Below are 12,031 nucleotides of genomic sequence, written 5' to 3'. Positions count from 1 at the left end.
AAGAATAGAGGCTATGGAGGTCACAATATGGTAAATATGCTGAAGAACAAGATATCTCTTTTTATCATGGCAGTCGGTGCTGTTATGATTATTTCGAACATTTATACTTTCTTAGTGGGCTATACCGCTTCATCCTCTTCCCCCTCAGAAATAAAGACTAAAGAGGATGTTAAGGTATATGAACAGAAAAAGGTTAATCTATATTATACTATTCCCGTTATAGGAGATAAATTCGGAGACCTCTACATTCCAAAACTTAAAAAGCACTTGCCAATTTACCAAGGGACGTCTGAGGATGTATTGAAGAAGGGTATTGGACATGTATATAGAAGCGCTTTACCAGGTGAAAATAATCACGCTATCTTATCAGGTCATAGGGATACCGTCTTTAGAAACTTAGATCAACTTAAGCTACAGGATGAACTAATTGTAAGGACAGAAGCTGGCGAATTCCTTTACAAAATTAAAAAAATACGTATAGTAGATGCCAATGATCGCACGGTGAATACACCAAAGCCAAAAGGAATGCTCACATTAACAACCTGCTATCCCTTCCAGTTTATTGGTCCCGCTCCAAAGCGTTATATTATTACAAGTGAATTAATCGTAAAGCAACATAAAAAATCCACTAGTCCTTAGTGGATTTTTTAACATATAGCATCACCTACCATTTAATGGTAGGTGATTTTAACATATATTGTATCTCTTCTAAAGGCATAGGTTTATAGAAGTAATAGCCTTGTCCAATAAAACAGCCATTCTTTAGCAAAAATTCGATTTGTTCTTCTTTTTCAATTCCTTCAGCAATGACCGTGAAGTTTAAATTTTGGCTCATATCAATGATTGCTTTTACAATGGATCCTTGACTGGACTCATCTAATATATCATCAATAAATGATTTATCTATTTTTATGTTATCAATTGGAAGATGCTTCAAATAACTTAAGGAAGAATACCCTGTTCCAAAATCATCAATGGCAAGCTTGACCCCTATTTGTTTTAGTTGCTTTAACATGAGCGTGGACTTTTCAATATCCTGCATAATACTCTCTGTAAGTTCAAATTCTATGTATCTTTTATCTATATTATAGTAATCTAAAATTTCTATCACATCTTCTATAAAATGATCATCCTGGATTTGCCTAACTGAGATATTAATCGCGATAGGAATTTGGCTCAACCCTTCATCATGCCATGTGTTAATCTGATTACACACCTCTTTTAATACCCATTTACCAATGGGGACAATTAGACCTGTTTCTTCAGCTATCGGTATAAACTCTCCCGGTGACACCATTCCAAACTCAGGATGTTTCCAGCGGATAAGTGCTTCTAAACCTATCATTCTATTAGCCTGTAAATCTACTTGAGGCTGGTAATATAACATTAGTTGATTAAGTTCAATTGCTTTTCTTAAAGCATTTTCCAACTCCATTTTTCTGTCAGAATGATGATCTAAATTCGAATGATAAAACTGAAAGTTATTCTTTCCTTTTTCTTTCGCTACATACATAGCGCTGTCAGCATGCTTGATAAGCGTGTCTTTATCTGTCCCATTATCAGGATACATACTGATACCAATACTTGGTGTCACATAGAAATCCTGCTCATCTATGACAATTGGCTTTGTAAACCTATTGATCATTCGTTGCGAAACTTCTGACACTCTTGGTTTATCCATATTCTCTAGAATAATGATAAACTCATCTCCACCTTGACGGAAGACAACACCATCACTTCGAAGGGTTTGCTCTATTCGCTTTGCTACTTCTCTAAGAATTAAATCCCCAGTTGTATGACCTTTCGTATCATTAATCACTTTAAATCGATCAAGATCTAAAAATAAAATAGCGAATGATTGATTACTTTCCGAACGGATTAGACCATTTAAATGAAGCCTAAACATATTTCGGTTAGGAAGTCCTGTTAAGGCATCGTAATAGGCCATCTGATGAATGGTCTTTTCTGCCTTTTTCCGCTCTGAAATATCTCTTCCAACAATTTGGATAGCCTTTCTTCCTCCATACATTATATTCCTAGCAGAAATCTCCAGCTCCATCTTCTTACCATCAATTCGGACAGCCTGAACTTCATATTGGTTTTTCGATTTATTGTCAGATGCACCCATTAACTGATTTCTAATAGCTTCAATAATTTGAGGGGAAGCAAAATCGAAAATCGATCTACCGATAATATCTGAAGGAGATGTCGCACCAAACAATCTACTCCCAGCTTCGTTCATGTACTCCACTTTTTCGTTTCGAACGACCGTTATAATGTCTGGTGACATTTCTACTAAGCTCTTATAGCGGTCATCACTTTCTTTTCGATCAGTTATATCAAACAGAACACTGGTGAAGTCCACCAGGTTCTTCTTTTCGTCTAACGTCGGAATTCCTCTATCTTGTATCCACCTTACTTCCCCATCAGGTCTAATAATTCGGTAAATACTGGTTGTAGATTGACCTTCTAATAAAGCTTCTCCTCTTTCCGCTAAAACTTGAAAGTCCTCAGGTGGTATTACTTTTCTCCATAGCTCATGATCATTATAAAATTCCTCCATTGAATGTCCGTATAGCTTTTGAATCCCTGGTGTGATTAATAATGTATCCTCTTTAATATCATGAGACCATATTGCTACATCTAACGTATCAAATATCGTTTGTAGTTTTTGCTTACTCTCACTTAGTTCTTTTGTTGTTTTATTTGTATATTTAACCAGTGCCAATAGTAGGATAATGGTGAATAAGCTAAATAATAAATGAGTCAACTTATAAGATAAATTACTAGAAGAGAAGAAAAACTGTTGCACTTCATTGACGACCAGAAACATCACAATACCACTAATTAGCAACATCCACTTCTTTCTATGGTTAATTTTTCTAAATAGCATGTATAGGTTCTCCTAAACTTCAAATTTTAGCTTTCTGTAAAATAATTTACCACTAATAGGAAGGGGTCACAATATTGAATTAGTCCATTTGTAGATGAATATAATATATTATATCCCCTCATTTTCTAATTAATGGCAAACTACAACACCGAAAGGATCCACCTGCTTTAATTAACTCAGAAAACGGGACCTCAATGACTTCAAAACCACGGTTTCGGAGTTTTCTGTTTACCTCTTCATTCATCGGTTCACTAATGATCCTTTTATGACCTATAGATAAAATATTCGTTCCGAGAGTGGCTTGTTCCCTCTTTGACAGTTCAATAATTTCATATTTAGAAGTAATAAATGCCTCATCTTCCTTTGAAAGTTCTCCTGGGTACAACAATGCCTCGGTCGGAGAAACAATATTAAATATACAATCAAGATGTAAAAACTTATCACTAAAAGGAAGAGCCTTCACCTCAAAATTTAGAAGTAATGCTTGAAGATGCTGTACCGATACTAAATTAGTTCGATTACTAACACCAACAAAAATATACCTTCCGTCAACGAGAACATCACCACCTTCAATATGGTCCTTTGTTAAATCTTGATGAGGGATTCCTTCATGATTTAACCAATCGATTAAAACCTGTTCCTCTCCTACTCTTGGTGGATGCGCCATCTTTGAGATGAACATTTCCTCACCTAATACAAAACCTACATCACGGGTGAATACACCTTCTGTATATGGTGCTTTTGGCTCGAGATAGTTAACCTCAATTTCGTATTCTTGAAGCTTTTTTATAAATAAACCGTGTTGACTCATTGCTTTGTCTAGATCAATTGTTGTTTCGATTGAACCTCTGTTTACTACCCTCAGTGGATTTCCAAGTGATAAGAACGTAGGTTTACATACGACCACCCGTTTCATCACGTCATACTCATTTCGACAATAAACTTGCTTGAGGTATAAATTCGTTTCCATTTATTTTCCCCCTGAAAAGGTTACTATTACTACTCTTTCCCTTTTCAGATTGGATATGAATTGTAAAAATAGATACAATAGAAAAAACTACCATGGAAGGAGACGCAGATGATTCTGACCCAGCCTTATATTAAAACAACCAGATCTATACAGTTAAACAAACAAGTAATCAAAAGAGAAGAAATGGTCCTTGAGCTATATAGAGACAAAATAAAAACTAATATTGAGGAGTTTGCCTTACAGGATGTTCATGACATATCCTTCCGATCCTTTACTCATAATCTTGGTCTTTTGTATTTGCATACTCATAGAGGTGTGTATTCATTTGAGGTCGAACAAAATCCTTCCTTATTTATCAATACGTTTAGAGAAATAGTTAAACGTAGCCCCGATGAAAATTCTCACCGAGGCTAGTTTAACTGCTTACATAACCCTATAGACTGGATGATAAGGGACCTCTCACAACAATGGAAGAGGGTTCTGCTTCGTATCCAAGATGCTCATTTAATTTTAATATCGGTTGATTGGAATGGTCCATAAAGGTAATCATTTTAGTAAATCCTTTTTTCATTGCCCACTGAATTTGTGTTTCTTTCATTAGTTTGGCAATCCCTTGACCGCGCCACTTTCGCTTGACTCCTGTCAGCAGATTTTCCGCATGACTCGCTGTCATTTTCGAAAGACCAGCGTACCCAATAACCATTCCATCCACTTTAGCCACAAATGAACCTTCTAATAGGACTTCACCCGATGTGATCTGAGTTTCTACCCATTTGTCAAAGGGAGGAACAGTGAGGGGTTCAGGCATCGGGATATCTGGTATGGATTCTAAAGCTACTTCATACGCTCCTTGCCATAAATCCTCTCTCCCATTCAAGCTTACAACTTCAATCCCCTCCTTTTGAAGGGGGATTTTTTCTTCTACCGCAAGTAGATTTAGTATCACCTTACTTTCCCTTGTTACTTCTTTAAAGCCTCTTTTTGTAAGAAAATCTATCGTATGATCTTCACTCTCTCTAACCCTTCCTTGTAAGCTAAAAAGACTAAGAGACCTAGCGTGTTTCGAGACTTGTTCATAAAGTAGTTCTCCTATTCCTTTTCCTCTCCAGTTTGGTAGGACTCGCAGCATGGCAAATGCTTGCCCAGGTGATGAAGAAGGAGCACAAACAGCACTCCCTACAACCTCGTGATTGAATCTCGCTACCCATAGAGAAAAGTTCGGATCGTGTGCTTTACTTTCCTTCAGTACATCTGGGCTAATCGGCTCCTTCGGCGATAATTGATTCGTTACGAATGCACAGTCTATATAATCCTGATCTGTTATTGTTTCTTTAATAAAAAATTCCATCTTCTCTCCCCATTTCTCCTATTTCGCAGAAGCAAACTCTCTCTCTTCTAATAGAGCTTGCAACCACTGAGATGGTTTATTATAGTCCGACTTGTCCTCTACAGTCGGAGTCAAATGTAAATACCAGCTTAATGCTCGATGAATGCATCCTAATTGATCAGACATTCTTAGTGCTTTCTCAAGCTTTTCCATCGGGGCAAACTCTGTCCAAGGTTCCAAGTATATAGGTCTAAACTCATCAATCATTGCAATCCATTCAGATTCTGTCTCAACTAACTCAAAAATTGAATTCCAGAACACTCTCGTGCTAAAAAACGGATGAGTAACGACTGCATCTCCCCAGTCGAGGAATACATAGCTTTCATTTACGAGCTGAATGTTTGCAGAATGTAAATCTCCGTGATCAAGTGTATAAATAGGTAAAAGTGCTTCCAGTTCATCACACATCTCAAGTAGTTCAGGTTGTAGTTTCATCACCTTTTCCTTTTGTTCAGGGGATAGCCCTGTATCACACATTCCTTCTAAATGCATGTTAATATCATCTTTTAATTTCGAAATTCTTCTGTCAGGTACGCCTATTTGTATCAACTTATGGGAGCTCTTAATCTCATCTATTTGAAACTTAGCGTATTCTAAAATGGCTTGCTGCCAAATCTCTTTATCTTTTACAATTCGTAAAGGAGAGCCGCCCATATCGTTCATTAAGAACCAACCTGTCCGTTCATTTACAGCTAAAATAGCCGTTGATTTACCTGGATACTTTTTATCTAAATACTGACTTATAGACGCCTCATAACGAGCAGCTGTTCCAGTTGCTTTAAAATATAAATTTCCACCTATCGTTGGAACTAGCATAACTAATGAGTAATCAGTTGCTTTTATTTGCTGAATATCCCCTGAAATAGAGAGACCCGCTTGTCGTACTTCTGAATCTATCCACGCTTCGGCTTTTTGATAGAAATGACCTTGAAACCATGGAGCACGAAGATTGGGAATTTCTGTTTCATCAAACCAAGCATTTAACACTTTTACATATTTATCATCCGTAATCGTACCAGTGAAGTCCTCTTTCTTAAACCACCTTGCATGCTGAATATCTTCCTGAAGAAGCTGTGCCTCATACACATACGCTGTTAACCCTCGGTGTTCATCTCTATTTTTCAATAACTGCCGTCCTAAAGCCACTTTATAGCCAAGCTGGTCTTTAATAGCCTTTTGTAACGCTTGTAAATTTGTACTGTTATGAGGCCCTTCTGACACTTCTGGGAGTGACCAGCCTTTTTCAACCTGTACCATTAATACATGTTTCACTTCTGTATCCGCCCAAATAATTACTGTTGTTTTACTCGTCATATAACTCTCCTCCAAAATAAAAAAATCGCAGATAGTCTCTGCGATAAGTGAACAAGGGAATATAATGACAGTATACGTAATTAGACATACCTCAAATAAAAGTATACATAAATAAACCTTTGTAGAGGAGTTTAATCAATTTTCGTAATCTGTAAAAAGACATAGCTATCCCGATCACCCATCACAGAGTGTTTTTGGTTATTATTAAACTCCAAAAATTAGGGATTAGTTTATCATTTCTACAGACGTCCTCCTTTACGTAATTAATTTTATTATAAGGATATATTTGTTAATTGGTCAATTCCTATTTTAGTTTAGTGAATATCTTTCTTCTTAAATCTTCCACCACGAACCTCATTGATATCCGCAACCGCTAAAAAGGCGGCAGGATCAAGCTCTTCAACGATAGATTTTAGCTTCGCTTCCTCAAGTCTTGTGACAATACAAAAAACAACCTTTTTATCCTCTCCTGTGTAGCCACCCTCTCCTTTTAAGTACGTGACACCACGACCCAAACGGGCTAAAATAGCTTCGCCGATTTCTTGATGCTTCTCACTAATAATCCATGCTGACTTTGACTCATCAAGTCCATCAATCACAATATCAATTGTTTTAAAAGCAATCATATAAGCAAGGACAGAGTACATGGCGCGGTCCCAACCAAGTACAAAGCCTCCCCATGCAAAAATAAACACATTAAAGAACATGATAAATTCACCAACAGAAAAAGGGAGCTGTTTATTTAACAGGATAGCAAGGATCTCACTACCATCTAAGGCACCACCATATCTAATTACCAAGCCCACTCCTGCTCCTAATACAATTCCACCAAATACTGTCGCAAGAAGCATGTCATGTGTAAAGGCTGCCACATGGTGTAGATAAATTGTGGCTACTGATAGCACCGCGATCCCAAATACCGTTGAAATGGCAAATGTCTTTCCAATTTGTTTATAACCTAAAAAGAAGAACGGAATATTTAATAAGAAGATAAATACACCAAGCTTTATTCCTGTCAGATTGTATAAAATAATGGAAATCCCAACAATTCCACCATCCATGATATTGTTGGGTACTAGAAAGACTTCAATCCCAAGTGCCATTAGGATGGCACCTAGCAGAATAAAAAACGTCCGCTTGATTATTTTCCCTTTACTTAATTTCGAGTGTTGTAGCTCTTTTTGGAGCTGTTGATTCATTGTGGCTTCACTCATAACTATCTCCCCTTAAAAACTTATTTTATATATTAAGTCACTTACTATCATGTCATCTTGCTTCATACTTCAATGCTTTTCTTTTCGAATCTATTCATTATAAATTCACATCAACTTTTATGGATAATTTTTCATTTTTATTGATTCCTAAATACTTTAATGTTTCAGAAGATGAGGAATGATTGAAGATTTTTTGAAGGAGAGATATCGAAATTCCTTTTCGATACGCATGATAACCGAACGTTTTTCGTAGAGTATGTAGTCCAATTCTCCCCGTAACTCCCACTTGACTAGCAGCATTATTAATAATTCTATATGCTTGTTGCCGAGTTATGGGCTGATTATTTTTTTTAGACTTAAAGAGGAAGCTCTCCTTCGAGAGTGGATATTGTGATAAGTAGTCTTTTATTGCTACTTTCACTTTACTATTTAAGAAGTAATCGCAATCATTTTCTTCGGAGTAGTAGAAGTCTTGAATATGTTTACCGTCCCATATATCTTCTATTTTAATTTTTAATAAGTCAGTGATACGTAATCCTGTATTTATTCCGAGAACAAATAATAGATAATCTCTTTGAGATTGCGCTTGGAGTAGCTTCTTTATCTCATTTATTTTTTTTATATCCTTAATAGGGTCTACATATTCCATCTTATTCCTCCGTAATGTTACTTATCATTTATTTTATCAGAGTTTTGTAACATTAATCAAAAATTCTGATGTAGAAAAGTGTCGTCTCCTACTTTTTATATTAGTATATGATTCTTAAATAAAAATGAGCCCTACTTATAATTAAGTAGAGCTACAATCAAGACTATTTGTTCATTAATTTCTCATATTCCTTGCGGCGGATATTTTTTCTCGGTCTCAGTTAAGTCCTGTCCCCAGTTGCCATTTACGACATTGAACATTACATTTCCTTCTGTATCTAGCATCCGTACCCTTTATTATCATTTTGAATAAGTCTGTCAATATATATTCAGGATCAGGTATGAAGGACATGCCTTCTCCATACCTTTCAGCTGTACATTATTACTTTTGAGCTTTGTTTGTGATTATATGTAGTTGGCGCACCACTTCCATAAACATTCCTTATTGATTATTGACCCTTTATGTACCAAATTTAGTAGATTCTCTTTTTCCCAACATTATAAGCTGTCTCACTAATAATTAGACTTAACTTAAGACGACTTAACCAAGCCTCTGTATCATTTACCTGTGTATTTACACTATTTATTTTCTCATGATATTCTAATCCTTCAACCGCGTGATAACCAACTTCTAAATTTGCTATCCTATGTACGATCATGGGCCATTCTACATCTGTCATTTTTTCTTTAGAATGTTGTTGGATATATTCCCCTGCTACTCGAGAAAAAGAACATGAGCCTGCCGTAATATCTACTTCTCTACCTAGCTCTAAGGAGCAAATCTTATTCGTTATCTTTTCTGTTTCAATCCATTCAATCGGATGTGTAGCAAATGCTCGCTTTGTTCTACCAATAATCAAATAATCAAACTGATGAAGTAATTGTACAGTTTTCTTTAATTCATTCAAATGGTTCTGAGCCCACGTTAATAATCGATCAAAGTCGCAGTAATGGAAATGTGAACTCGTTCCCCCTAGACCAAATTTTACAGCTTCTCTTCTTGCATGGGCCGCCCCTAGTTTAGGGATAATCTTTGTGTTGAATTTACTCTTTTGGACTTCATGTATTAACGTAGGAGAAGATTCTTCACTTATCGTAATAAAAAATTCGGAATAAGTATCTCCAATCCATTCTTGTAATTCATGAAATAAATCAACATTCCTTCCAATTGGATCATGAGTAACTGTGACGATTGCTGTTTGTTGCATTTTTTCCACCCCTCAATTGTATCTTCCATTTGATGTTGATATACTACATTTTGTTGTGGTTTTCCTTTATAAACAACTTTGATATTTTGGAAAAGAACTCAACTTGGAAAACTATGGGGAAATGAAAGTACTAACCACCAGTGTTTCATTAGTGTTATTAAAAGAGGTACATTAAGTAAAGGTTATAAGGGGATTATGTTATGTTGGTCCGTAATAGTCTTGTAAACAAGTTCATGAGGTACAGTCTAGTTGGTATTCTCTGTACTTCTATCTACTTTCTATCCATGTTCATTTTTGTTGAACTGCTAAATATAAAGCCCTTGCTAGGCTCATGCATTTCCTTCGTCCTAATGACTATCTTCTCTTATGTGTTAAATAAATCGTATACATTTGGAGGGTCTTACTCTCATGCTCAGTTTGTAAAATTTATAACCGTGGCCACCATCGGCTTTTTCATGAATTTTGGCATCATGTATTTGATCATTTCTGTACTATCCTTACACTACTTTATAGGAGAGCTTGTGACAGTAATTGTTATCCCGCTTGTGAATTTTTTTCTGAATAACTACTGGACGTTTAGTGATAAATCTAAGTGAAAATCATAAAAATTGGCTTTAGAATCAGTTGCACACTCTGCTTAAGCAGCTTACAATAACAAGTTACGAACTATACAGTTAATTAAAATCTTTAGGGCTTAATTGTAATTAGCAAACGATATAATAAATAGAGGTCGAAATGATAAAAAAGAGGAATCATTTTTTGTGATTCCTCTTCTATTTTATTCCTATAAGTATGAAGGCTGTTTATACTTCACTTAAAATGATTCATTATCCAGTACATATCATTATGACATTTTGATCAGGATCACATATGGTGAAAAATGAAAAGTCATCAAAACTTATGATTTCTGATTTTATTTCATAGCCTAATTTCTTTATATATTCATAGGAATTGTGAATGTTATCTGTATGAAAATTGAGCAAAGGATGCTCACTAGGAGACTGTGTTTTATCTACTCCCCCTGGACCTGCATCTAAGGTTAACCCTGTCGATCCATGTATCCTTATATTATAAACAGGTCTAAACACTTCATTTACATCATATTCCTGACCTAGTAGCTTAGAGTACCAGTCTACAGACCTTTCTAAATTGGATACGTGTACAAAAATAGTATTGATTTGATTTTGAATTGGGCTGTTCATCATAACACTCCTCATTATTATTAAGATCACGCGTTTGATCTCATCCTATATAACGAAATAAGGAGTGAAAATCTTACAATACATTTTAAAAAATATGATAAAAATATTCCGCATTTAATCCTACTTCTAATTCTCTAGCTACAAGTTGCATGATATCCCACGAAAAGCAATAAAACTTCCAATATGTAACTTTACTATCTATTATTTCGAAAAAATGAATATTATTGAGATAGAGTTTTTGATCTTGTTTTCTTTCAAATTCCAATATAACCGGTCTTCCCCACAGCTCTACATATTCTGAATAGATAATGTGCTGCGTGTGAACAATTTCTGTCCAATCCTTTAAGGAATTCTTTAACGTTTCCTTTTTACCCATTTCAACTCCTGAATGAGTAATATCTGTTACAACATTGTCATCTAGGATCGAGGCAATCAATACCGGATCCTTCTCCCTAAATCCTTTTAGAAGCACATCAATTTCAGAATTAGTGGTAACCTCTCGATTGATACTTTTCCTTGATGAATGCTTTTTCGTCTCATTACTTTTCGACTTCCTCAAACAATCTCTCGCTCTACTTAAGTTTGTATGGACCGCACCCTCGGTCGTTGCAAGGATTTCGGCTATTTCCTTTCCTTTATATTGAAAAGAGTCAGCTAATAGTAACACGACATATTGTATCGGAGTTAACTCCTTTACCAATATCTCAATATTTTCATACAAGTGCAGATCCTCATCAGTGTCGATTTGTTGAAACAAATGTTCATCAAAAAGCATTACATTATGGTGTTTTCTTACTTGATCAATCCAAAGGTTTGTAGCAATTTTAAATAAATACGCTTTTGTATTGACTGGCTGGAATAGCTTTGCAAGCATAGATAAGGACTTAAGTAACGTTTCTTGAACCAAATCTTCTGCATCCCAAGGGGATCTTGTTAACTTGTAACAATACTTCCATAAATCAGTACGATACGGCTCAATCTTATGTTTGAATTCTCTTTCTATATTTCGTAAATCGTTACTGAGTCCATTTAAATTATCAATCGGCATTTTCTTTTATACCTCCCGCTTACGTCACAAATATTTGCACTTACAATCATTTACAATTCTATGTGGGTATTTATATTCCTTCTTGTAATCTCACCTAAGAACAAAAGGCACAAGCGCCCCGTTTAGCCACGACAAGCAAAGGTTCAA

12 protein-coding genes are annotated in these 12,031 nt (G+C 35.6%); 3 read left to right on the top strand and 9 right to left on the bottom strand.

The annotated features are described in order from the left end of the window. Nucleotides 1-27 precede the first annotated feature (27 nt). Nucleotides 28-639 (top strand): class D sortase, encoded by a 612-nt coding sequence (locus ACFSCX_RS13900; protein ID WP_377928855.1) that lies wholly within the window; start codon nt 28-30, stop codon nt 637-639. Between the two features lie 25 nt (nt 640-664). Here the strand turns inward: ACFSCX_RS13900 and ACFSCX_RS13895 are convergent, their stop codons facing one another. Together ACFSCX_RS13895 and ACFSCX_RS13890 are read right to left on the bottom strand one after the other, a co-directional pair. Beyond that, a complete protein-coding gene (locus ACFSCX_RS13895) occupies nt 665-2,893 on the bottom strand; it encodes a sensor domain-containing protein (protein ID WP_377928854.1) in 2,229 nt (742 codons plus the stop codon). Between the two features lie 118 nt (nt 2,894-3,011). After that, nucleotides 3,012-3,863, bottom strand: a complete 852-nt coding sequence (locus tag ACFSCX_RS13890) for a dimethylarginine dimethylaminohydrolase family protein (RefSeq protein WP_377928853.1) — start codon at nt 3,861-3,863, stop codon at nt 3,012-3,014. Between the two features lie 108 nt (nt 3,864-3,971). On the opposite strand from ACFSCX_RS13890, the gene ACFSCX_RS13885 reads away from it, so the two are divergent. After that, the gene (locus ACFSCX_RS13885; RefSeq protein ID WP_377928852.1) at nt 3,972-4,277 is read left to right on the top strand and encodes a hypothetical protein; all 306 of its coding nucleotides are present in this window, start codon (nt 3,972-3,974) and stop codon (nt 4,275-4,277) included. A 19-nt stretch (nt 4,278-4,296) separates the two neighbouring features. On the opposite strand, the gene ACFSCX_RS13880 is transcribed toward ACFSCX_RS13885, so the two are convergent. From ACFSCX_RS13880 to ACFSCX_RS13860, 5 genes are all read right to left on the bottom strand, one after another. Next, nucleotides 4,297-5,211 carry a GNAT family N-acetyltransferase gene (locus ACFSCX_RS13880; RefSeq protein WP_377928851.1) on the bottom strand — a complete coding sequence of 305 codons (915 nt, stop codon included), beginning with the start codon at nt 5,209-5,211 and terminating at the stop codon, nt 4,297-4,299. 18 nt (nt 5,212-5,229) lie between these two features. Next, entirely contained in the window at nt 5,230-6,564 is a 1,335-nt protein-coding gene (locus tag ACFSCX_RS13875) for a phosphotransferase (RefSeq protein ID WP_377928850.1), read from the bottom strand. Nucleotides 6,565-6,878: 314 nt separating this feature from the next. Further along, nucleotides 6,879-7,778: a YitT family protein gene (locus ACFSCX_RS13870; RefSeq protein ID WP_377928849.1), complete on the bottom strand. Its 900-nt coding sequence runs from the start codon at nt 7,776-7,778 to the stop codon at nt 6,879-6,881. 97 nt (nt 7,779-7,875) lie between these two features. After that, nucleotides 7,876-8,427 carry a tyrosine-type recombinase/integrase gene (locus tag ACFSCX_RS13865; RefSeq protein ID WP_377928848.1) on the bottom strand — a complete coding sequence of 184 codons (552 nt, stop codon included), beginning with the start codon at nt 8,425-8,427 and terminating at the stop codon, nt 7,876-7,878. Between the two features lie 472 nt (nt 8,428-8,899). Continuing rightward, the gene (locus tag ACFSCX_RS13860; protein ID WP_377928847.1) at nt 8,900-9,634 is read right to left on the bottom strand and encodes a hypothetical protein; all 735 of its coding nucleotides are present in this window, start codon (nt 9,632-9,634) and stop codon (nt 8,900-8,902) included. Nucleotides 9,635-9,834: 200 nt separating this feature from the next. Between ACFSCX_RS13860 and ACFSCX_RS13855 the strand changes: the two genes are divergently transcribed. Further along, nucleotides 9,835-10,230, top strand: coding sequence for a GtrA family protein (locus tag ACFSCX_RS13855; RefSeq protein WP_377928846.1), 396 nt, complete (start codon nt 9,835-9,837; stop codon nt 10,228-10,230). A 231-nt stretch (nt 10,231-10,461) separates the two neighbouring features. On the opposite strand, the gene ACFSCX_RS13850 is transcribed toward ACFSCX_RS13855, so the two are convergent. Next, nucleotides 10,462-10,836, bottom strand: coding sequence for a VOC family protein (locus ACFSCX_RS13850; RefSeq protein WP_377928845.1), 375 nt, complete (start codon nt 10,834-10,836; stop codon nt 10,462-10,464). A gap of 85 nt (nt 10,837-10,921) precedes the next feature. After that, on the bottom strand, nt 10,922-11,884 hold the full coding sequence (locus tag ACFSCX_RS13845) for an RNA polymerase sigma factor (RefSeq protein ID WP_377928844.1): 963 nt from the start codon (nt 11,882-11,884) through the stop codon (nt 10,922-10,924). Nucleotides 11,885-12,031: the final 147 nt, after the last annotated feature.

Source organism: Bacillus salitolerans, assembly GCF_042680805.1.
Taxonomy (GTDB): Bacteria; Bacillota; Bacilli; order Bacillales; family SA4; genus Bacillus_CJ; species Bacillus_CJ salitolerans.
The sequence above is the reverse complement of the archived record's forward strand: the minus strand, read 5'-3'. Positions and strand labels throughout refer to the sequence as shown.

Bases quoted from the DNA above. Each gene is read 5' to 3' on its own strand.
- ACFSCX_RS13890 (WP_377928853.1), bottom strand. From the start codon at position 3,863: ATGGAAACGAATTTATACCTCAAGCAAGTTTATTGTCGAAATGAGTAT.
- ACFSCX_RS13865 (WP_377928848.1), bottom strand. From the start codon at position 8,427: ATGGAATATGTAGACCCTATTAAGGATATAAAAAAAATAAATGAGATA.
- ACFSCX_RS13885 (WP_377928852.1), top strand. From the start codon at position 3,972: ATGATTCTGACCCAGCCTTATATTAAAACAACCAGATCTATACAGTTA.
- ACFSCX_RS13855 (WP_377928846.1), top strand. From the start codon at position 9,835: ATGTTGGTCCGTAATAGTCTTGTAAACAAGTTCATGAGGTACAGTCTA.
- ACFSCX_RS13870 (WP_377928849.1), bottom strand. From the start codon at position 7,778: ATGAGTGAAGCCACAATGAATCAACAGCTCCAAAAAGAGCTACAACAC.
- ACFSCX_RS13850 (WP_377928845.1), bottom strand. From the start codon at position 10,836: ATGAACAGCCCAATTCAAAATCAAATCAATACTATTTTTGTACACGTA.
- ACFSCX_RS13875 (WP_377928850.1), bottom strand. From the start codon at position 6,564: ATGACGAGTAAAACAACAGTAATTATTTGGGCGGATACAGAAGTGAAA.
- ACFSCX_RS13880 (WP_377928851.1), bottom strand. From the start codon at position 5,211: ATGGAATTTTTTATTAAAGAAACAATAACAGATCAGGATTATATAGAC.
- ACFSCX_RS13900 (WP_377928855.1), top strand. From the start codon at position 28: ATGGTAAATATGCTGAAGAACAAGATATCTCTTTTTATCATGGCAGTC.
- ACFSCX_RS13845 (WP_377928844.1), bottom strand. From the start codon at position 11,884: ATGCCGATTGATAATTTAAATGGACTCAGTAACGATTTACGAAATATA.
- ACFSCX_RS13895 (WP_377928854.1), bottom strand. From the start codon at position 2,893: ATGCTATTTAGAAAAATTAACCATAGAAAGAAGTGGATGTTGCTAATT.
- ACFSCX_RS13860 (WP_377928847.1), bottom strand. From the start codon at position 9,634: ATGCAACAAACAGCAATCGTCACAGTTACTCATGATCCAATTGGAAGG.